This window comes from Methylobrevis albus (assembly GCF_015904235.1).
GTDB classification, from domain to species: Bacteria; Pseudomonadota; Alphaproteobacteria; order Rhizobiales; family Pleomorphomonadaceae; genus Methylobrevis_A; species Methylobrevis_A albus.
In genome coordinates this window covers 597,084-618,762 of the sequence record NZ_JADZLT010000050.1, presented here as the reverse complement: position 1 = coordinate 618,762, position 21,679 = coordinate 597,084, and the positions used below count along the sequence as shown (strand labels likewise).

Below are 21,679 nucleotides of genomic sequence, written 5' to 3'. Positions count from 1 at the left end.
GACCCAGGGACCGGCGGTCGCGCATCCGACGCCGCACCTGGCACTGTACCAGAGGACGGCAGAGGTAACTTACAAGGGACAGGGAGGGGGGAGGCAATGCGGCACAGACTCACGACACCCAACCACAACCGCACAGCCCCGCCACCCCACCTTGCCCCGCCCGCGCCACGCGCGCACACTCGCGCCCACGACGGGGCGCCTCCGGCTCCCGGCCGCCCGGGTTCCTCCGCATGTCGCCGATCCTCAGCCTCGCCGTTTCCTTCGCGCTCGCCGCGGTGCTGGGGTTCGCTGCCCACCGCGCCAGCATCTGCACGGTGCGGGCGGTGTCGGAGCTGATGAGCGCACGCACCGCCTACATGCTGGCGAGCGTGGTGAAGTCCGCGCTCTGGGTGCTGGTGGTCGCGGTGCCGGTGCTGGCGCTGACGGGGGGCGCCGGGCCGCCGGGCTGGGCGCTCACCGGCTGGGCGCTGCTCGGCGGCCTGCTGTTCGGCCTCGGCGCCGGGCTGAACGGCGCCTGTGCCTATTCCACCATGGCCCGGCTCGTCGACGGCGAGGCCGGCATGCTGCTCACCATCCTCGGCTTCGCGCTCGGCGCGCTGCTGTTCCTGCCCCTCACCGCCGCCGGCCTCGCCGTGCCGCCTAAGCCGGCGCCGGGCGGGCTCGGACACGTCGTCGGCCTCGCCGCGGTGCTCGTCCCGCTGCTCGGCCTGCTCGCCATCCTCGAACTCGCCCGCCTCTGGCGCGGCCGGCCGCGCGGGCATGGGATCATGGGTCTCGTCTGCGCCCGCCAGTACCGCATGTCGACGGCGGCAATGCTGATCGGGCTTGCCGGCGGCGCGGTGCTCGTCCTCCAGGGGCCGTGGGGCTACACCGGCACGCTGGCGCAAGGGGCCGAGGCGCTGGCCGGCGCCCGGCCGCCGCCGGGACTCGAACGCTGGCTGCTGATCGGCGCGATCTTCGCCGGCATGGCGCTGTCGACCTTTCAGCGCGGCAGCTTCCGGCCCGATTTGAAGCCGCGCGCGCTGTGGCTGCGCCATCTCGCCGGCGGCACGGCGATGGGGGTCGGCACCGCGCTCGCCCCCGGCGGCAACGACGCGCTGGTGCTCTACGGCATGCCCGGCCTGTCGCCGCACGCCTTGCCCGCCTATCTCGGCCTGCTCGCCGGCGCGGCGATCGGGCTGCTGCTCGTGCGCCATCTCCTCGGCATCGAGATGCGCGTCGCCTGCCGCAACGACCTGTTCCTCACCGAACACGCCCCGCGCCCGGAAATTTCCGCCCACCCTGTCGGCCCGCCGGCCCGCTGAGCGTCATTCTGGCAGGACCAGCCGGGCAGCCCGCCCGCCGCATCGGAAGGAAGGACCCCTCGCATGGCCAACCAGATCTTCGTCAACCTGCCCGTGAAGGACCTGCCGCGGTCGATCGCCTTCTGGCGCGCCCTCGGCTACGACATCAACCCGCAGTTCACCGACGACACCGCCGCCTGCCTCGTCATCTCCGAGACGATCTATGTGATGCTGCTGACGGAGGAGAAGTTCCTCGGCTTCACGCCGCGCGCCATCGCCGACACGACCAAGGTGAGCGAGGTACTGGTCGCCCTGTCCTACGACAGCCGCGCCAAGGTCGACGAGCTCGTCGAGACGGCGCTGATAAACGGCGGCAGCGCCATCAACGAGCCGACCGACTACGGCTTCATGTACGCCCGCGCCTTCGCCGACCCGGACGGCCACATCTTCGAGCCGTTCTGGATGAACCCCGACCACGTGCACGGCTGAGCCGGCACCCGCCGCGCCGGTCCCCTCGCGTCCGCGGCCGGCGTCAGAGCCAGCCGCGCCGCTTGAAGTAGAGGTAGGGCAGGATCGCGGTCACCACCATCAGCCCGAGCGCCAGCGGATAGCCGAAGCGGAAGCCGAGTTCGGGCATCACCTCGAAGTTCATGCCGTAGATCGACGCGACCAGCGTCGGCGGCAGGAACACCACGGCGGCGACCGAGAAGATCTTGATGATCTGGTTCTGCTGCAGGTTGATCAGGCCGAGTGTCGCGTCCAGCATGAAGTTGATCTTCGAGGAGAGAAACGCCGAGTGATCGGTCAGCGAGGCGACGTCGCGCTGGATGCTCTTCATCCTGAGCTTCGCCTCCTTGCCGTGCTTGCGCTTTTCCGCCTGCACCGCCTGGTGGTAGGTCGAGAGCCGCTGGATGCTGACGAGGCTTTCGCGCACCAGCGAGAGCATCTCGGCCTTGCGCCCGACCCGCTCGATCAGCCCCTCGAGATCGCGCGTGTTCTTGCTGACGTTGCCGCCCTTCTTGCGGAACACCTCGCGCGAGACGAGGTCGATCTCGTCGCCGGCAGCCTCCAAAAGGTCGGCGAGCCGGTCGATCATGCCCTCCAGCAGTTCGAGCATCACGATCTCGCCGTTCGGCACCGACGGCCCGTTCGGCTTCTGCATCCGCGCCGACACCGAGCGGAACGGCCGCGGATCGGCGTGGCGCAGCGTCACCAGCGCGCCCTGCTTCAAGACGAAGGTGACCGGGCTCTTCACCGGCGCGTCGGTGTCGGCGGCGGTGAGCGAGGTGACGGTGAGGAACTCGGCGCCGTCCTCGTGATAGAGCCGCGCCGACGCCTCGATCTCCTGCATCTCTTCGCGCGTCGGCAGCAGGATGCAGAGCGCCGCCTCGACCTCGGCGATCTCGGCCGGCGACGGGCGCTGCAGGTCGTACCAGACGACGCGGGCGTCGCTGGCGGCGTCAATTCGGGCGTCGGCGGCGGGATTGTCCGCGGCGGCGCCTGCGCCCGATCCGGCGGGGATTTCGCTGGCGTCGTCCGGACGCGGCGTGCTCAGCGTCTCCGCCGCGACGTTCGCGTCAAACGCGTTCGGCGCATCCGGCGTCGTGCCGCCCGGAGTGGCGGCCGCGTCCGGGCGCACGCCGGTGGACGGCGCATCGCCGGGCGTTTCGGCGCGCTTTGGGCTGAGCATCAGGCAGGTGTCGGCGTGCCGGTAGATCTGCAGCATCGATGGGGCTCCTCGTCGCCGATGGCGGCGCCTGCCGGCGGGAGCCCCGCGCTGTCAGCGGGCTCCGCGCTCCGGCGACGCCGAAGGACGACTTCGACTGTCGGGGTTCACGGGCTGGATCCTCTGGTGGAACGGCAGGAGCAAGGCCTCGCCGCCCCGCTGAAATGGGCGGAAACGGCCAAGGTGTCAATCGGTGACGTGCAATGCAGCAACGCGGGGCGGGCAGGGCGACGGCGGGGGAGGGCGGGGCATGGCGTCAGCGCCGGGACGCCCGCGCGCGGCGGCCCGAATTCACCGCGACCGCCTGAAGCACCCGCTCAGACGAACCGCACCCCGGCGTCGAGCCCGCGCGTCCACACGCGGACGCAACTCCGCGGCACGGCATCGCCGACCAGCGTCAACTCGAACCGCGCCGGCAGCATGGCAAGATCCCCGAACCGGATCCCGGCCCCGCCCGGCGCCAGATCCCGCACCGTCACGTCGAGCCTGAGCAGATCCCCCACACTCTCCACCCGCCCCCCTTTCAGCACCCGCCGGCGCCGCATGGCGCGGCGATCGTCGGGGGCGGGGAGGGGGGAAGTCGCGGGCCGCTCGTCACGGCCGTCCACGGTCATCCCGGTCAGCGGCGTCTCGTTCTCGATACTCATGGCGCTGTCCTCGGCAAATGCTGCCAAGCGGGCAGGATGGCACGGCGATAGGGAAAAGAAAGCGCAAGGTGAAGAAAGGGTTAATCACCTTGCGCGACATAGTTGCATATGCGCATGACAGCCGTCATTGTATCGCTATAAGAGCCAATTTCGCGCCCCGTCTCCGACGATGATGCTGAAAAAATCGCTATTCGCCTTGCCACTTGGTCTCGCCGGTGCCGTTGTCGCGGCTCCGCCGGATGGGTCTGTCGCCCTTGGCTTGTTGGGCAGCTTTTGCGCGGCGATAGCTGGAAATCTTGCTCACGAAGCTTTTAGTGAGGCAGATAAACGAGTTGCTGCCATTATATTCAGTCGACATCCTACAGCAGACCGCAACCATCACGTACTTTTTGCCCTTCGTACGGCACATCTCGATGCGCTTGCTGTCGTAGTTTACGGATTTGATAAAGATTGGGCAGGGGACCCCGATCCCCACCGTCAGGCTGAGGCCAGGCGGATTTCCGATGTGGTGACTGAATTTATAGCCAGATCGCGCAGGGCGTTGATTACATTGGATAATTCGGGAAGCGTTGCAAGCGCACTCGAGCGAGAGGTCTTCACCCGCCTGTCGCCGGCATTCTTGCAAGGACTGGCGGCGCGCGGCACGTCAGTTGAAGAGATTGCCGTCACGCGCATTGGGATCGAAGACGCGGTGCTTGCCGAACTGGCACTCGTCGTCCCTGAAGAGGAACTATCCAACACTTTTGTCCGACGGTTTCGCGGTCAAATCGATCCTGGCTGGTTTGAGTACTTTTTGCGCTGCGGGGCCGCGGCCATGAAGTCTAACCCTGTCTTCACTGCGATCTGGACTGCCGAACAATTAGCTGCGCTGCGAGCGGACATCGGCGGATTGATTGCCGAGCTTGGGAAAATCGGGGGGAAGATAGAAATAATAATCAGCCAACTCAAGGATCACGGGCACAAACTTGAAGCATTGACGGAGGGGCAGCTCAGAATTGCTGAATCTATCGCAGCTGAGCGGCATATGTCGATCGAACAAATTGCACCTATTTTGCAGCGCCTTGGCCATCAAAGTGCGCCACTGACAAATGCGCTTCTAGCTGCTGCGTTTAACAATCTCCTCAACCGTTCGCTCTCCCTAAAATTTCAGAAAGATCGCTCTGCAATCGATCGTGCAATAATGGAGGCTCGCTCAAAGCTATCGACCATTGATGTCTCGAGCGCGATTGCCATCATTGAACGAGCGCTCGCTGTCGACCAAACTTACGCGTGGGCACTCGTCGCCGAAGAAAAGGCGAAGGCTCACCTTGACGAAATGGCGCGAGGCCGAGCTCGCGGTTACTTCGAGATGGCAGCGATCCAGAGCGCGGTCTTCGATCATGACGCGGCCATCACCAACCTCGAAACCGGGCTGGCTCTCGACCCGGATGCAGCCGGAGTTTGGCACGATCTTGGCAACCTCTTGCGGCAGATCGGCGCTGTTGGCCGCGCGAAGATCGCCTATCGATCCGCGATCAGCGCTGCCGAGCGAGCCGGCGATCAGCACATCATCGCCGTCTCACATGCTTACGTCAGCCTAATGATCGAGGCCGAAGGGGATCGCGCAGCTGCGCTGAGTGAGTACACCAAATGCCTGGCCATCTTTAAGCGCCTCTCCACGGAGGACCCGGAGAACCCTCGTTGGCAGCGGGATCTGTCGGCATCGCATGAGCAGATTGGCGACATGTTGGCAACGGATGAGAATCATGGAGGAGCGTTGAAGGCTTACCGTGAGGGTCTGGAGATCCGGGAGCGCCTGGCGGCTCGGGACGCGGGGAATGCGGAGTGGCAGCGCGACCTGATCGTGAGCTACTGGAAGTTCGCGACGGTCGAGCCGGAGCGGGCGGCAGAGCACTACCGGGCGGCGCTGGCGATTGCGATCAAGATGCGCGATGCGGGGAAGCTGGCGTCGGTGGATGCGTACTTCGTGGAGACGCTGGAGCGGCTGATCCGCGACGCCGGCGGCTGATCACCTCCGCCCTGCCATGCGGCCCACCCCTCACCCTGTCCCTCTCCCGCAGGGGGAGAGGGGACGATGGGGGCGGCGGCGCCGTTTTCGGCCGGCGCTGCGGCCTGGCGCAGCACTGTCGGGCGCACCGCGGCGCGTCTTTCGTCCCCTCGCCCCTTGTGGGAGAGGGACAGGGTGAGGGGTGAGCCCCACGGCACAGCGCCGCGCACCCGCAGCCGCTGCGCCGAGCCGCGGCGCCGGCAGGGGACGGCGGCCTCGCCCCCATCGTCCCCTCGCCCCTTGTGGGAGAGGGACAGAGGGGTGAGCCCACGGCACGGCGCTGCCCACCCCAAGCCGCTGCGCCGGGGCGCGACGTTCGCAGGGGACGGCGGCCGCGCCCCCATCGTCCCCTCGCCCCTTGTGGGAGAGGGACAGGGTGAGGGGTGAGCCCCACAACACGGCGCTAACCGTCGCGCTCCCGACGGAATGGCGCCGCCACCGCGACGACCAGCCCACCCCGCCACCCCCGCAAACCGGCCGGCGCGAACGGCCCCGACCCTACTCCCCCCTCACCCCGCCGCGTCGAACGCCGCAAACGCCGCCATGTTCACGATGTCGCTCACCTTCGCCCCCAGCGGCACGATCTGGGCCGGGCGGTCGAGGCCGATCAGGAGGGGGCCGATGACGGTGGAGCCGCCGAGTTCCTGCAGCATCTTGGTGGCGATCGAGGCGGAGTGGAACGCCGGCATGACGAGCACGTTGGCCGGGCCCGTCAGGCGGCAGAACGGGTAGAGCGCCATCTTGTCGGGGTCGAGCGCGACGTCGGCGGCCATCTCGCCGTCGTATTCGAAGTCGACGCGGGCGCTGTCGAGGATCGCCACCGCCTCGCGCACCCGCTCCGAACGCTCGCCGTGCGGATGGCCGAAGGTGGAGTAGGCGAGCATGGCGACGCGCGGCTCGTGGCCGAGGCGGCGGGCGAAGCGCGCGGTCTGGATCGCGATGGTGGCGAGCTCTTCCGCGGTCGGCATGTCGTGCACGGCGGTGTCGGCGATCAGCACGGTGCGCTCGCGGCAGAGCGCGATCGAGACGCCGATCGGCCGCTGCCCGGTCTTCGGGTCGATCAGCCGGCGCACGTCTTCCAGCACCACCGAATAGTTGCGCGTGACGCCCGAGACCATGCCGTCGGCATCGCCGAGCGCCACCATCGCCGCGGCGAAGTGGTTGCGGTCGGTGTTGATCATGCGCTGGCAGTCGCGGAAGAGGTACCCCTTGCGCTGCAGGCGGGAATAGAGGTGGTCGGCATACGCGCGGGTGCGGGTTGACGAGCGGGCGCTCTCCATCACCATGCCGTCCTTGAGATCGATGCCGGCGTCGAGCGCGGCCGCTTCGATCTCGGCCTCGCGGCCGATCAGCACGGCGGTGCCGAGCCCCTGGGCGGCGAAGCTCGCCGCGGCGCGGATCACCTGCGGCTCCTCGCCCTCGGCGAATACGATGCGGCGCGGCTTCTGCTTCACCTTGGAGAACACGCGCTGCAGCGTGCCGGCGGCGGGGTCACGCCTGGCCGACAGGTTGTGGCGATAGGCCTCCCAGTCGACGATCGGCCGCTTGGCGACGCCGGTCTCGATCGCCGCGCGGGCGACCGCCTCGGGGATGGTGGTGATCAGGCGCGGGTCGAACGGCACCGGGATGATGTAGTCGCGGCCGAAGCGCGGCCGGTTGCCGCGATAGGCGGCGGCGACCTCGTCGGGCACGTCCTCGCGGGCGAGCAGGGCGAGCGCATGCGCGGCCGCCACCTTCATCGCCTCGTTGATCGTCGTCGCCTGCACGTCGAGCGCGCCGCGGAAGATGTAGGGGAAGCCGAGGACGTTGTTGACCTGGTTGGCGTAGTCGGAGCGCCCGGTCGCCATGATGGCGTCGCCGCGAATCGCCGCGACCTCCTCGGGGGTGATCTCCGGGTCGGGGTTCGCCATCGCGAAGATGATCGGGTTCGCCGCCATCGAGGCGACCATCGCCGGCGTCAGCGCGCCCTTGGCGGAGACGCCGAAGAACACGTCGGCGCCGTCCATCGCCTCGGCCAGCGTGCGCCGGTCGGTGACGGCGGCGTGCGCCGACTTCCACTGGTTCATGCCCTCGGTGCGGCCCTGCCAGACGACGCCCTTGGTGTCGCACAGGATGACGTTGCCGTGCGGCATGCCGAGCGCCTTGACGAGCTCGACGCAGGCAATCCCCGCGGCGCCGGCGCCGTTGCAGACGAGGCGGGCGTCCTTGATGTCGCGGCCGGTGAGGTGCAGCGCGTTGAGGATGCCGGCGGCGGCGATGATCGCGGTGCCGTGCTGGTCGTCGTGGAACACCGGGATGTCCATCAGCTCGCGCAGGCGGCTTTCGATGACGAAGCAGTCCGGTGCCTTGATGTCCTCGAGGTTGATGCCGCCGAAGGAGGGGCCGAGGTAGCGCACGCAGTTGACGAACGCATCGACGTCGTCGGTGTCGACCTCGAGGTCGATGGAATCGACGTCGGCGAAGCGCTTGAACAGCACCGCCTTGCCTTCCATCACCGGCTTCGAGGCGAGCGGGCCGAGGTTACCGAGGCCGAGGATGGCGGTGCCGTTCGAGATCACGGCCACCATGTTGCCGCGCGTCGTGTAGTCGTAGGCGAGGCTCGGATCCTCGGCGATCTTCAGCACCGGCACCGCGACGCCCGGCGAATAGGCGAGGCTGAGGTCGCGCTGGGTCGCCATCGGCTTGGTCGGCACGATCTCGAGCTTGCCCGGACGGCCCTGCTGGTGGAACAGCAGCGCCTCCTGCTCGGTGAAGCTGAGGCCGCTGCGCCCCCCCGTGTTGCCCGTCTCGGCCATCAGAGCCTCCGCTATCTGTTTCTTAATGTTGGAAAAGGAGCGGGACCATAACGCCGCGGCCGCGCCGCCTCAACGCTGCGGCGGGAAATTGCCGAGAAGCCCGTGAAGTCATATGACAATTTGAGATAAAAGGTCGCATCACCCGCAACACTACGGACGTTGACAGGCCGAGGGGTGGGCGGAGAAAGTGCCGCCATTGGTTCCCGAGGATGTTTCATCATGTTGATTTCACGGCTGTTCGCCGCGGCGGCGCTCGCCTGCGGCTGCCTCGTTGCGCCCGTCTCCCTCCAGGCTGCGCCGCTCACCGTCGCCGACGGCCGCTCGGTCGATACCGCGGGCGACATCGCCGCCAACCCCGCCGGCTTCCTGCTCGTCTATGCGCGGACCAAGGTCGATTCGGGCGTCGACGTCTCCGTGCGCGTGCGCCAGCACACCGCCGCGGGCCGGCCGACCGGCCGCGAACTGGTGCTCGACCGCAAGCCGATCGCGCTGTTCGACCCGGTCGTGCTGCCGCTCGCGACCGACAAGGTCGCCGGCTTCTGGATCCGCGGCGGCGAGGGCATCATCGGCCGCACCGGCGACACCCGCACCGGCGTGATGGCGGCCGAGCGGCCGGTCATGCCGCAGCTTGCCGAGGCCTACATGGACGCGGCGGTGCTGCCGTCGGGGCGCATGATCGTGCTCGCCTACCGCTTCGACGTCAGCGCCGGCGTCACCAAGCGCCTCGCCGTCTCGGTGGTCTCCTCGACGCTGCAGCCGATCGCCGGCCCGACCTTCCTGCCGGGCACGCCGGCAAACTACGTCGCCACCGCCGCGCAGGATTTCCAGGTCATCGCGCTGAAGTCGGGCGGCGCCCTCGTCGTGCACCGCAACCGCACCGACGGCCATGTCTACGCGATTCCGGTCAGCGCCGCCGGGCGCCCGGCCGCCACCGCGACCCGTATCAGCAGCGCGTCAATGCCGATCGGCAGCGGCGGCCAGCAGGCGCAGTTCCAGGTCGAGGCGGCGCAGCTCGTCAACGGCCGCGTCGCCGTCGCCTGGACGCGGATCGGCAGCACGAACGCCGACGACGCCTTCGACATTCGCCACCGCGTGATCGGCGCCAACGGCGCGCCGCTGCTGCCCGAGCGCGGCACGGCCGCAACGCGCGAGGAGCAGGTGGCGCCCGAGGTGGTCGCGCTGCCCGACGGGCGTTTCTCGGTGTCGTGGACCAACAACGGCAGCGCCGTCGACGGCCGGCCGCGCTCCTACCTCGTCCGCCACTTCAACGCCGACGGAACCCCGGCGATCGGCCAGCGGCGGCTCTACATCGGCCCGCGCGCGACCAACACCGAGATCGCCGAATATGCGCTGTCCGGACCGCGCCTCGTGCTGGTGCGCGGCATCGGCACGCTGCCGCTGACGCTGGACGGCCTGTTCACGAGTTATTGATCGCGCGCGGGTACGCGCGCCGAGGCGCAACCGTCGCCGCGCAATCGTCCACCGCGACGTGCCCCGGAGCGGGAAGGATCCGGAAAACCGGACCGAACGCGGGCTGTCGGATCGTCCCGCGGCGCGCCCCGCGGTCTTGCGCCCTCCTGCGCGAGCCTCGTCGCGGCTCGCGGAAATGTCCGGACAACAAGGCTCTGACGTAACCAAATATCAATGCGGCCGATGTTTTTTATGCGCCATTGCCTGCGCACGGAACCGTCATGCTGCGAATTTACAATTGCATCGTTGCCGAGCATGACCTGGGTCTGCTGGTCCTGGCGACCGTCATCTGCCTCTTCACCATCTTCGCCGCCGCCGACATCGCGGCCCGCGGCACCACGATGGCACCGGCGGCGCGATTGCGCTGGGCGCTCGGCGCGGGCGTCACCGCCGGCCTCGGCATCTGGTCGACGCACTTCGTCGCGATGCTCGCCTATGACCCCGGCACCACGTTCGTCTTCGACCCCGGTCTGACGGCACTGTCGCTGGCGATCGCGATCGGGATCCCCGCCGCCGGCTTTGCCGTGGCGCTGGCGCTGCCCGGCCGCCACGCGGCGCCGGCCGGCGGCGCCATCGTCGGCGGCGGCATCGCGGTGATGCACTTCGTCGGCATGGTCGCGGTCGACCTTCCGGGCCGCATCGAGTGGGATCCGGTCTACGCCGTCGCCGCCATCGCGATCGGCGCGGTCGCCGCTTCGGCCGCCCTCGACATCATCGTCATCGGTACCGGCCGCTACCGCGCGGGTCTCGGCGCGCTCGTCCTCTCCGGCGGTATCGTCGGGCTGCACTTCACCGCGATGGGCGCGGTGACGATCCGCCCCGACCCCAGCATCGTCCCGAGCGGCCTGCAGTTGTCGCCGGTCGGCATGGCGGGGGCGATTTCGGCAGCGGTGCTGCTGGTGGTCGGCGGCTGCCTGCTGATCGCCACCATCCTGCGCAAGGCCGAGCGTCTCGCCGCCGAGAGCGAGCGCCGCTTCGGCCTGCTGGTCGAAGGCGTCACCGATTACGCGATCTACATGCTCGACCCCTGCGGCAACGTCGCGAACTGGAATGTCGGCGCGGCGCGAGTGAAGGGATACGGCGCCGAGGAGATCGTCGGCCGGAATTTCTCCGTCTTCTACACCCCCGAGGATGTCGTCCGCGGCGCCCCCCAGCGCGCCCTCGCCGTCGCCCGCGCCGAGGGCAAGTTCGAGGCGCGCGCCGAGCGGGTCCGCAAGGACGGCACGCGCTTCTGGGCCCATGTCGTGATCGACGCGGTGCGCGATCCGCGCAGCGGGGGCCACGCCGGCTTCGTCTCGATCACCCGCGACATCACCCCGGAAAAGCTCGCTGCCGACCAGATGGAGGCGATGCAGCGCAACCTCGACCGGGCGCTCGCCAACATGGGCCACGGCCTCGCGATGTTCGGGGCCGACGAGAAGCTGGTGCTCGCCAACCCGCGCTTCGCCGAGATCTTCGGCCTCGCGCCCGGGGTGGTGCAGCCCGGACTGTCGCTGCGCGACCTCGTTCACGCCGTCGCTCTCGCCCGCGTGCCGCCGGACCCGCCCGCAAAGGCCGACCACATCTACGCCGCGCACCGCAAGGCGATCGCCGGCGGGGGGCGCAGCGTCATCATCGAGGAACTCGACGACGGCCGCACCCTGTCGGTCGGCAACAACCCGATGCCGGACGGGTCCTGGGTGACCACCTTCGAGGACATCTCCGACCGGCGGCGGTCGGAGCAGAAGATCGCCCACATGGCCCGCCACGACGGGCTCACCGGCCTGCCGAACCGCGCCTCCTTCAACGAGCGACTCGACGACGAACTGGAACTGGCCAGCCGCGACGGCTGCCGGGTCGCGGTGGTCGGCATCGACCTCGACCGCTTCAAGGACATCAACGATTCCCGCGGCCACGCGGTCGGCGACGAGGTTCTGCGCATCGTCTCCGCCCGCCTCTCGGCGGTGCTCGGCGCCGGCGAGTTCGCCGCGCGCTTCGGCGGCGACGAATTCGCCGTGATGAAGACGATCGGCCAGGGCGAGGACCTCGGCGACTTCGTCGCCCGGCTCGAGCGGGCGCTGTCGCAGCCGATCGTGCTCGACGGCTTCGACATCACCCCCGGCGCCAGCCTCGGCGTCGCGCTGTTTCCGACCGACGCCGCCAGCCGCGACAGCCTCATCAACAACGCCGACCTCGCGATGTACCGGGCGAAGGCCGCCCCGGCTGAGCGCGTCTGCTTCTACGAGGCGCGGATGGACGAGGTGTCGCGCCAGCGCCGCGCGCTCGCGACCGACCTCTGGCACGCGGTGGAGAACGGCGAACTTTCGCTCGCCTACCAGGTGCAGAAGTCGGTCGTCGACGGGCGGGTCACCGGCTACGAGGTGCTGCTGCGCTGGGACCATCCGCGCCGCGGCCGGATCTCGCCGGCCGAGTTCATCCCGATTGCCGAGGAATGCGGCGCGATCGTGCCGATCGGCGCCTGGGTGCTGCGCGAGGCCTGCGCCGAGGCGGCGAGATGGGACGGCGGCGAGCGCATCGCGGTCAATCTCTCGCCCCTGCAGCTCGGCCATGTCGACCTCGTGCGCGAGGTGCACGAGACGCTGCTCGTCACCGGCCTCGCGCCCGCCCGGCTCGAGCTCGAGATCACCGAGACCGCGATCATTGCCGACAAGGAGCGCGCGCTCCACATCCTGCGGCAGATCAAGGCGCTCGGCATCACCATCGCCATCGACGACTTCGGCACCGGCTATTCGTCGCTCGACACGCTGCGCTCGTTCCCCTTCGACAAGATCAAGCTCGACCGCAGCTTCATGAACGACATCGATTCCAACCCGCAGTCGAAGGCGATCATCCGCGCGATCCTCGCCCTCGGCCGCAGCCTCGAGGTGCCGGTGCTCGCCGAGGGCGTCGAAACCGACGATCAGTTGCAGATGCTCACCGTCGAAGGCTGCGACGAGGTGCAGGGCTTCCTGCTCGGCCGGCCCGAGCCGATCCAGACCGGCCTCCTCGGCCTGCGCGCCGCCGCCGCCGGCTGACGGCCGCGCCTATTGCACGCCGATGAACGGCACGGTGCCGTTCGGCACCATCGTCGTCGGCAGCTGGCCGTTCCAGCGTTCCGCCTTGGTGAGATCGATCAGGCCCGGGTTGTCGCGGATCGCGGCGCCGCGGGCGGAGATCGCGGCCGCTTCCGCCTCGCCGCGCAGGCGGATCGCGTCGGCCTCGGCCTCGGCGGCCGCGCGCACGGCGTCGGCGTTGGCGGTCGCCTTGGTCACGGTGATCTGCGCCTGCACCTTCTCGCGCTCGGCGTTCTGGCGCAGCTTCTGCACCTCGACCTCGGCCAGCATGCGCTCCTCGATCGAGTGCTCGTAGGCCGGCGAGAACTTGATGTCCTCGACCTGCACGCCCTCGACCAGCACCGGCTGGTCCTCGATGCCGGCGATCAGCGCCTGGTAGACCTCGAGGTTGAGCCGGCCGCGGTCGGCGATCGCGGTCGCGGCGCTGAAGCGGCCGAACACGATCTTGAGCACCTGCGGCAGCTTGCGGTCGAGCAGGCGCGACATCATTGCCTCGGTCGAGCCGAACTTCGCATAGAGCGCGGCCGTTTCGCCGGGCGGCACCTGGTAGGTGACCGAGATGCGGATCTCGGCCGGCTGCTGATCCTGGCTGTAGCTCTCGACGCCGTCGTAGACGCGGCTGTCGGAGCGCGTCGAGATCTTCACGACGCTCTCCATCAGCGGGACCTTGAAGTTGAGCCCGTGCGAGGCGACGCGCACGGTCTCGCCGAAGCGCAGCACGACGCCTTCCTCACCCTGGTCGACCGTGTACCAGCTGCCCGACAGGATCAGCAGCACGGCCAAGATCAACGGAATCGCGGCGAAACGCCGGAGCTGGGACATCATAATTCTCTCCCGGAAAAATAGATCGCGAACGGCAATACGGTCCGGCCGGAAAACGGCCGCGGCGCGGTGCCCGGCGAAGGGCGGCGCCCGAAACAACGATTACGCGCTGTCCTCATTTCGGACAATGGCCGTCTCACGGCTGCGCTTCGTACAGTTCGGAGCTATTGTAAGCTGAGCCGCGGTCAGACAATGCGGCGATGAGGCCGCCCGGCCGCGCGTTGCGGCTGAAGGTGGCCCGGGAACAGGGCGCAATGCGCCCGGGGAGAGACGCCCATGTGCCATATCTTCGCCAGCCAGTGCCCGGCCAGCTACGCCTTCGAGACGCGCTCGATCCGGCTCAACGGCCAGAGCACCAGCATCCGCCTCGAGAAGATCTTCTGGGGCGTGCTCGAGACGGTGGCCGCCCGGCAGGGCATGTCGGTGCCGAAGTTCATCTCGACGCTGCACAGCGAGGTGCTGGCGATCCGCGGCGAGGCGCCGAACTTCACCTCGCACCTGCGCTGCGTCTGCCTCGTCTCGCTGGAGGGCAGTCTCTACGCGGGGGCCGCGGCCTGCGACACCGACGGCGCCGCCGAGGCGGCCTGAGCCAACCGTCGGATTTCGGTGTCCGTAGTATCCGGATAACACCCGCGGCGGCGATGCTTCGCTAGCCTTTCCCTCGGACCGACGGCCGGATCATCCGGCCGCGCTGCGGGAAAGAGGAGCGATGGCGAAGGCAATCCATTCGATGATCCGGGTGCTCGACGAGGCGCGCTCGGTCGAATTCTATCGGCGTGCCTTCGGGCTGGAGATCGCCGACCGCTTCGATTTCCCCGACTTCGTGCTGGTGTACCTGCGCAATGCGGACGCCGACTTCGAAGTCGAGCTGACGGTGAACAAGGGCCGCACCACGCCCTACGACCTCGGCGACGGCTACGGCCACATCGCCTTCGCGGTCGCCGATCTCGAGGCCGAGCACGCCCGCTTCACCGAGGAAGGCCTGATGCCGCGCAAGATCGTCGCCTTCGAGCGCGACGGTGCGCTGCTGGCGCGCTTCTTCTTCGTCGAGGATCCCGACGGCTACAAGATCGAGGTGCTGCAGGCGCACGGCCGCTACCGCTGACTTCCGCGGCCCGGCGCCGCCGGGCCGCCTCGACCGCGACGGACGCGACAACAAGACGAGCGACGCCCGAGCGTCGCCATCAGCCGGCGAAACAGCCGGCGCCACGGAGGAAACCCGATGACTGCCCATCACGACCATCACCACCACCACCCGCACCCCGGCGGCAAGGCACCCGCCGCGATCTCCCGCCGCCGCTTCCTGCAGCGCTCGTCCGAGATCGCCATCGGCACCGCGATCGCCGTCACCGCCGGCGGAACGCTGCTGAACAGCGCCGAAGCCTGGGCGACCGAGGTGAAGGCCCTGAAGCCGGAAACCCTGCGCACGCTGATCGCCGTCGCCCGCGACATCTATCCGCACGACCGCATTGCCGACCGCTTCTACGCGATCGCCGTGAAGAGCCACGACGACACCGCCGCGACCGACGAGGGCCACAAGGCGCTGATCGAAACCGGCATCGCCACCCTCGACACCGCAGCGGGCGCCGGCGGCTATCTCGGCATGCAGTGGGAAGCCGACCGCGTCGCCCTGCTGCGCACGATCGACGACACCGCCTTCTTCCAGGCGGTGCGCGGCGGTCTCGTCGTCGGTCTCTACAACCAGCCCGATGTCTGGACGATCTTCGGCTACGAGGGCGAATCCTATTCGAAGGGCGGCTACATCGACCGCGGCTTCGACGACATCGACTGGATCTGACCGGTCCCTTTCGCAGGCACCGTCGTGAGCCCGCCCGTCAGGCGGAATCCGACCAAGAATTAAATCGATTTAAAAAACGAGGAAACCATGGCTGCTCCCTATGATCTGAACGACGGATCGGTCGTCGTCATCATCGGTTCGGGCGCCGGCGGCGGAACGCTCGGCAACGAACTGGCGCAGAAGGGCATCGACGTCGTGATCCTGGAGGCGGGATCGCGGCATGAATACGAGGACTTCGTCAACGACGAGTGGGCGAGCTTCGGCCAGCTCGCCTGGACCGACATGCGCACCACGTCGGGCAGCTGGCGCGTCCACAAGGACTTCCCGAACTTGCCGGCCTGGATCGTCAAGGCGGTCGGCGGCTCGACCACGCACTGGGCCGGCGCCTCGCTGCGCTTCCAGGAGCACGAGTTCAAGGCGCGCACCACCTACGGCCACGTCGCCGGCGCCAACCTGCTCGACTGGCCGATCACCCTCGCCGAGCTCGCGCCCTGGTACGACAAGGCCGAGGCGAAGCTCGGCGTCACGCTGACCAACGGCCTGCCGGGCCTGCCCGGCAACAACAACTTCAAGATCCTGAAGGCCGGCGCCGACAAGCTCGGCTACAAGGAAGTCCACACCGGCCGCATGGCGATCAACTCCGTGCAGCGCGACGACCGCAACGCCTGCCAGCAGACCGGCTTCTGCTTCCAGGGCTGCAAGTGGGGCGCCAAGTGGTCGACGCTCTACACCGAGATCCCGAAGGGCGAGGCGACCGGGCGCATGGAAGTCCGCCCGAACAGCCACGTGCTGAAGATCGAGCACGACGCCTCCGGCAAGGCGTCCGGCGTCGTCTACGTCGACAAGGACGGCAAGCAGCAGCGCCAGAAGGCCCGCATCGTCGCCGTCGCCGGCAACTCGATCGAAAGCCCGCGCCTGCTGCTCAACTCGGCCTCGTCGATGTTCCCCGACGGCCTTGCCAACTCGTCCGGCCAGGTCGGGCGCAACTACATGCGCCACATGACCGCCTCGGTCTACGGCGTGTTCGACAAGCCGGTGCACATGTACCGCGGCACCACGATGGCCGGCATCGTCCAGGACGAGGCGCGCCACGACGACAGCCGCGGCTTCGTCGCCGGCTACGAACTCGAGACGCTGTCGCTCGGCATTCCCTTCATGGCCGCCTTCCTCAACCCGGGCGGCTGGGGCCGCGAGTTCACCACGGTGCTCGACAGCTACACCCACATGGCCGGCATGTGGATCGTCGGTGAGGACATGCCGCAGGAAACCAACCGTGTCTCGCTGTCGGGCGCGGTCGACCAGCACGGACTGCCCGTCGCCAACGTCCACTTCGACGACCACCCGAACGACATCGCCATGCGCAACCACGCCTGGGCGCAGGGCCGGGCGATCTACGAGGCGGTCGGCGCCACCCGCACCCTGCCGACGCCGCCCTATCCCTCCACCCACAACCTCGGCACCAACCGCATGAGCGCGCGGGCGCAGGACGGCGTCGTCAATCAGTGGGGGCAGACCCACGACATCGGCAACCTGTTCATCTCCGACGGCAGCCAGTTCACCACCGGCGGCGCCGAGAACCCGACCCTCACCATCGTCGCCCTCGCCATCCGCCAGGCCGACTACATCGCGAAGGAAATGTCGGCGAAGACGATCTGATCCCCGTCCTCTCCCTGCCGGCCGCCGCCCTCCCGCGGCGGCCGGACTTTTTTGGGGGACGGTTGCGAGGAGGCAGCGCCGCGCCCCTCATCCGGCCTTCGGCCACCTTCTCCCGCAAGGTGAGAAGGGATTTGACGTCTGTGCTCGGAGCGAAAACCTCACCCGGAATCTGGCCCCATTCCCTTCTCCCCTCGCGGGAGAAGGTGGCCGAAGGCCGGATGAGGGGCGCAGCCTCTCCCCCCACCCCGACATTTCCGCTCTCCCCCTGTGGACACCCGCCCGCGGCGCGTGAACCGGCCGGCCGAAATTGCTAGGGTCCGCCGCGATGAACGAGCACGCCCCGCCAGAACCGGAAGCCGAGCCCGTCACCGGCCATGTCACGCCGGTGATGGAGCAGTTCATCGAGATCAAGGCCGCCAACCCGGACAGCCTGCTGTTCTTCCGGATGGGCGACTTCTACGAGATGTTCTTCGAGGACGCCGAGGTCGCGAGCCGCGCGCTCGGCATCACGCTGACGAAGCGCGGCAAGCACTACGGCCGCGACATCCCGATGTGCGGTGTGCCGCTGCACACCGCCGACGACTACCTGCAGCGCCTGATCGCCCTCGGCCACCGCGTCGCCGTCTGCGAGCAGGTCGAGGACCCCGCCGAGGCGAGGAAGCGCGGCGCAAAGTCGGTGGTGCGGCGCGACGTCGTCCGCCTCGTCACCCCCGGCACCATCACCGAGGACAACCTCCTCGACGCCCGCCGCTCCAACTTCCTGTCGGCGCTGGCCCGGGCAAAAGGCGGCGAGGGCGGCGGCGACCGCTTCGCGCTCGCCTGGATCGACATGTCGACCGGCGCCTTCCGCCTCGCCGAGTTCGACGCGGCGGCGCTGGCAGCAAGCATTGCCCGCGTCGAGCCGCGCGAACTGCTGGTCCCTGACAGCCTGCTCGACGAAGCCGATTTCCGCCTGCGCTTCCGCGAGATCGGCGCCGCGACCGGAGCTGCGATCGTGCCGGTGCCGCGCGCCTTCTTTGACGGCGCTACTGCCGGCGACCGGCTGGCGAGCTTCTTCGGCGTCGCCAGCCTCGACGCCTTCGGCGGCTTCACCCGGCTCGAGACGACGGCGGCCGCCGCGGTCGTCGCCTATGTCGACAAGACCCAGCTCGGCCGCCGCCCGCCGCTCGATCCGCCGCAGCGCGAGGCGAGCGGCGCGGCGATGGCGATCGATGCGGCGACCCGCGCCAACCTCGAGCTGGTCCGGACGCTGGGTGGCGAGCGCCGGGGCAGCTTGCTCGCCACCATCGACCGCACCGTTACCGGCGCCGGCGCCCGCCTGCTCGCCGAGCGGCTGGCGAGCCCGCTGACCGACCCGGAGGCGATCCGCCGCCGCCTCGACGCGGTCGAGCTGTTCCTGCGCGATTCCAGCCTGCGCGAGGAGGTCGCCGGCCGTCTCGCCCGGGCGCCCGACATGGCGCGGGCCTTGTCGCGCCTCGCGCTCGGCCGCGGCGGCCCGCGCGATCTCGCCGCCGTCGGCGCGGGGCTCGCCGCCGCCGTCGGCGTGTTCGGCCGGCTCGTCGAGGTCGAGATGCCCGGCGACGAGGTGGCGGCCGCGATGGCCGCGCTCGGCACCGCGCCGCACGATCTCGGCGGCCGCCTCGCTGAGGCGCTCGCCGATGACCTGCCACTCCTGAAGCGCGACGGCGGCTTCGTGCGCGCCGGCTTCCGCGCCGACCTCGACGAGACGCGCGCCTTGCGCGACGAAAGCCGCCAGGTGATCGCCTCGCTGCAGGCGACCTACGCCGGGCTCGCCGAGGTGAAGGGCCTCAAGATCCGCCACAACAACGTCCTCGGCTACTACGTCGAGGTCGGCCCGCAGCATGCGCCGGCGATGCTGTCGGCGCCGCTCAACGCCACCTTCATCCACCGCCAGACCATGGCCGGCGCGGTGCGCTTCTCCACTGTCGAGCTCGGCGCGCTGGAGGGGAAGATCGCCAGCGCCGGCGAACGGGCGACGGCGATCGAGCTCGCCGTCTTCGACGATCTCACCGCCGCGGTGATCGCCGCCGGCGCCGGCATCAAGCGCGCCGCCGAGGCGCTCGCCGCGCTCGATGTCGCGAGCGGCCTTGCGGCGCTCGCCGATGCCCGGCGCTGGACGCGGCCGAAGGTCGACGACAGCGGCGCCTTCCGCATCACCGCCGGCCGGCACCCGGTGGTGGAAGAAATGCTGGCGGAAGACGGCCAGTCCTTCGTCGCCAACGACGCCGACCTCGGCGCGGCGCCGGGGGCCGCGGCCGCGTCGACGACGGGGGAGGGCGGGCGGATCTGGCTCGTCACCGGCCCCAACATGGCCGGCAAGTCGACCTTCCTGCGCCAGAACGCGCTGATCGCGGTGCTGGCGCAGATGGGCGCGTTCGTGCCGGCGGCGGCGGCCCACATCGGCGTCGTCGACCGCCTGTTCAGCCGCGTCGGCGCCGCCGACGACCTCGCGCGCGGCCGGTCCACCTTCATGGTCGAGATGATCGAGACCGCGGCGATCCTCAACCAGGCCGGCCCGCGCGCCCTCGTCATCCTCGACGAGATCGGCCGCGGCACCGCCACCTTCGACGGCCTGTCGATCGCCTGGGCGACGGTGGAGCACCTCCACGCCGTCAACCGCTCACGCGCCCTGTTCGCGACGCACTACCACGAGCTCACCGCCCTGTCGGAGCGGCTGGAGCGCGTCGTCAACGCCACCGTCAAGGTCAAGGAATGGAAGGGCGACGTCGTCTTCCTGCACGAGATCGTGCCCGGCGCCGCCGACCGCTCCTACGGCATCCAGGTGGCAAAGCTCGCCGGTCTGCCGGCCGCGGTGGTCGAGCGGGCGAAGGCCGTGCTGACGGAGCTCGAGAAATCCGGCGGCCACGCCCCGGCCTCGCTGATCGACGACCTGCCGCTGTTCACCGCCGCCCGCCGCCGCGCCGCGGCGCCGGCCCCCGACGCCCCACCCCCGCCGGTGCTCGCCCTGCTCGACGGCCTCCGCCCCGACGACATGAGCCCGCGCGAGGCGCTGGAGGCGCTCTACCGGCTGAAGGCCGAACGGGCGCGGGACGAGGGCTGAGGGGCTTTTCGGATCGCGGGCCGGATCGTGAATTGCCGGCGAATCGGCGGGGCGGCATCATGGCCGTTCACCATGCCGAAGCCGGGAGGGCACCCATGTCCCACAACGCCGATCACGACGCCGCCGCCGAATCCGGCCTCTCCCGCCGAACCCTGCTCGCCGGCCTCGGCGCCGCCGCCCTTGCCGCGCCGGCCGTCGCGGCGACAGCTGCGCCTGCCGCCGGCGCCATGGCGAGTGGAGGTCCCGATGTGCCTCCCGCAGCACCGGTCGCCCCAGTCGCCCCGGTTGCCGACGAGGCCGTGACGGCCGATTACTTCGAGGCGCTGCGGGCGCTGCAGCGCGCCCACAACCGCCTGCTCGACACGGTCTGCGACGAGTTGCAGCGGGCGGGCTGCGACGACCTCAGCGGCGCCGAGGGCCTGCTGCTGCTGAACATCGCCGAGGTCAACGGCGACAGGCGGTTGTTGCGGACATACGCCGGAACCTGGAACAATTGTCGGGCGATGATGAGCCGTCTCGCAAAGCGGGGCTACGTGACCTGGACAGACCGGGACCGCTCGACCAGAATCGAGCTGACCGCCAGGGGACAAGAGGCTGTCGCCACCGTGCTTGCGGGCCTGACCCGGCAGACGCGCAGCGTCCATTACCTTTCCGGCGTCTCGCACGGAGAACTCGGCGACGCGAGGCAGACGCTCGCGCGGCTCGATCGGTTCTGGACGGATACGATCCTCTATCGCCTCTGACCGCTGCGCCGCCGCCCCTCAACCCTGGAGCTGCGCCTCGATCGCCGCCTTGTCGATCACCGACCAGACGTCGATGATCAGCCCGTCCTCGAAGCGGTAGAACACGTTCTCGGTGAAGGCGATCCGGCGCCCGCCGACGGCGAGGCCGAGGAACTTGGCCGTCGGCGTGCAGTCGAACAGCAGCCGGCTCGCGACGTGCGGCGGCTCGCAAACCAGCAGGCCGATCTCGAAGCGGAGGTCGGGAATCTCTCGGAAATCCTGCTCCAGCATCGCCCGGTAGCCGGCGAGCCCGAAGCGGCGGCCGTTGTGCCGGGCGTCGTCATGCACGAAGCGGCCGAGTGCCGGCCAGTCCTGCGCGTTCAAGCAGGCGATGTAGGCGCGGTAGCGGCCCGCGAGCTCGGTTTCGGCGTTCGGCAACGGGCGGCTCCGGTCTTGATCGCAAGGGGCGGAGAGTAGGGGGACGGGCAGGGGCCGGCAAGCCCGCCGCCCGCCCGCAACGGCCCGCGCCGCTAGTGGAATCCTAGGGACTTCCGCGTTAGGGTCGCGCCCGTTCAGCG

General features: G+C 69.4%; 16 protein-coding genes. 11 read left to right on the top strand and 5 right to left on the bottom strand.

Annotation, left to right across the window (positions count from 1 at the left end; genetic code table 11):
• Positions 1-230: 230 nt before the first annotated feature.
• A complete protein-coding gene (locus I5731_RS12470) occupies positions 231-1,304 on the top strand; it encodes a YeeE/YedE thiosulfate transporter family protein (protein ID WP_197311699.1) in 1,074 nt (357 codons plus the stop codon).
• Positions 1,305-1,367: 63 nt separating this feature from the next.
• On the top strand, positions 1,368-1,772 hold the full coding sequence (locus I5731_RS12465) for a VOC family protein (protein WP_197311698.1): 405 nt from the start codon (positions 1,368-1,370) through the stop codon (positions 1,770-1,772).
• Between the two features lie 43 nt (positions 1,773-1,815).
• On the opposite strand, the gene I5731_RS12460 is transcribed toward I5731_RS12465, so the two are convergent.
• Both I5731_RS12460 and I5731_RS12455 read right to left on the bottom strand, forming a co-directional pair.
• Complete coding sequence (locus I5731_RS12460; RefSeq protein ID WP_235981731.1) at positions 1,816-3,009, bottom strand: magnesium transporter CorA family protein; 1,194 nt, start codon at positions 3,007-3,009, stop codon at positions 1,816-1,818.
• 317 nt (positions 3,010-3,326) lie between these two features.
• Entirely contained in the window at positions 3,327-3,656 is a 330-nt protein-coding gene (locus I5731_RS12455; protein ID WP_197311697.1) for a hypothetical protein, read from the bottom strand.
• A 127-nt stretch (positions 3,657-3,783) separates the two neighbouring features.
• Here I5731_RS12455 and I5731_RS12450 point away from each other — a divergent pair, with 127 nt between their 5' ends.
• Positions 3,784-5,664, top strand: coding sequence for a tetratricopeptide repeat protein (locus tag I5731_RS12450; RefSeq protein ID WP_197311696.1), 1,881 nt, complete (start codon positions 3,784-3,786; stop codon positions 5,662-5,664).
• Positions 5,665-6,212: 548 nt separating this feature from the next.
• Here the strand turns inward: I5731_RS12450 and I5731_RS12445 are convergent.
• Positions 6,213-8,498 carry an NADP-dependent malic enzyme gene (locus I5731_RS12445; protein WP_197311695.1) on the bottom strand — a complete coding sequence of 762 codons (2,286 nt, stop codon included), beginning with the start codon at positions 8,496-8,498 and terminating at the stop codon, positions 6,213-6,215.
• A gap of 219 nt (positions 8,499-8,717) precedes the next feature.
• Here I5731_RS12445 and I5731_RS12440 point away from each other — a divergent pair, with 219 nt between their 5' ends.
• Together I5731_RS12440 and I5731_RS12435 are read left to right on the top strand one after the other, a co-directional pair.
• Positions 8,718-9,929, top strand: a complete 1,212-nt coding sequence (locus tag I5731_RS12440) for a hypothetical protein (RefSeq protein WP_197311694.1) — start codon at positions 8,718-8,720, stop codon at positions 9,927-9,929.
• 260 nt (positions 9,930-10,189) lie between these two features.
• Positions 10,190-12,982: a bifunctional diguanylate cyclase/phosphodiesterase gene (locus tag I5731_RS12435; protein WP_197311693.1), complete on the top strand. Its 2,793-nt coding sequence runs from the start codon at positions 10,190-10,192 to the stop codon at positions 12,980-12,982.
• A 9-nt stretch (positions 12,983-12,991) separates the two neighbouring features.
• On the opposite strand, the gene I5731_RS12430 is transcribed toward I5731_RS12435, so the two are convergent.
• Positions 12,992-13,843: a prohibitin family protein gene (locus tag I5731_RS12430; RefSeq protein ID WP_328838728.1), complete on the bottom strand. Its 852-nt coding sequence runs from the start codon at positions 13,841-13,843 to the stop codon at positions 12,992-12,994.
• A gap of 276 nt (positions 13,844-14,119) precedes the next feature.
• Between I5731_RS12430 and I5731_RS12425 the strand changes: the two genes are divergently transcribed.
• From I5731_RS12425 to I5731_RS12400, 6 genes are all read left to right on the top strand, one after another.
• The gene (locus I5731_RS12425; RefSeq protein WP_197311691.1) at positions 14,120-14,431 is read left to right on the top strand and encodes a ribbon-helix-helix domain-containing protein; all 312 of its coding nucleotides are present in this window, start codon (positions 14,120-14,122) and stop codon (positions 14,429-14,431) included.
• 121 nt (positions 14,432-14,552) lie between these two features.
• A complete protein-coding gene (locus I5731_RS12420) occupies positions 14,553-14,948 on the top strand; it encodes a VOC family protein (protein ID WP_197311690.1) in 396 nt (131 codons plus the stop codon).
• A 117-nt stretch (positions 14,949-15,065) separates the two neighbouring features.
• Entirely contained in the window at positions 15,066-15,641 is a 576-nt protein-coding gene (locus I5731_RS12415; RefSeq protein ID WP_235981730.1) for a twin-arginine translocation signal domain-containing protein, read from the top strand.
• Positions 15,642-15,728: 87 nt separating this feature from the next.
• Positions 15,729-17,297, top strand: coding sequence for a GMC family oxidoreductase (locus I5731_RS12410; RefSeq protein WP_197311689.1), 1,569 nt, complete (start codon positions 15,729-15,731; stop codon positions 17,295-17,297).
• A 325-nt stretch (positions 17,298-17,622) separates the two neighbouring features.
• Positions 17,623-20,379 carry a DNA mismatch repair protein MutS gene (gene mutS / locus I5731_RS12405; protein WP_235981729.1) on the top strand — a complete coding sequence of 919 codons (2,757 nt, stop codon included), beginning with the start codon at positions 17,623-17,625 and terminating at the stop codon, positions 20,377-20,379.
• Between the two features lie 95 nt (positions 20,380-20,474).
• A complete protein-coding gene (locus I5731_RS12400) occupies positions 20,475-21,122 on the top strand; it encodes a hypothetical protein (RefSeq protein WP_197311688.1) in 648 nt (215 codons plus the stop codon).
• An 18-nt stretch (positions 21,123-21,140) separates the two neighbouring features.
• Here I5731_RS12400 and I5731_RS12395 read toward each other — a convergent pair whose 3' ends face one another.
• Positions 21,141-21,539, bottom strand: coding sequence for an ester cyclase (locus I5731_RS12395; protein WP_197311687.1), 399 nt, complete (start codon positions 21,537-21,539; stop codon positions 21,141-21,143).
• Positions 21,540-21,679: the final 140 nt, after the last annotated feature.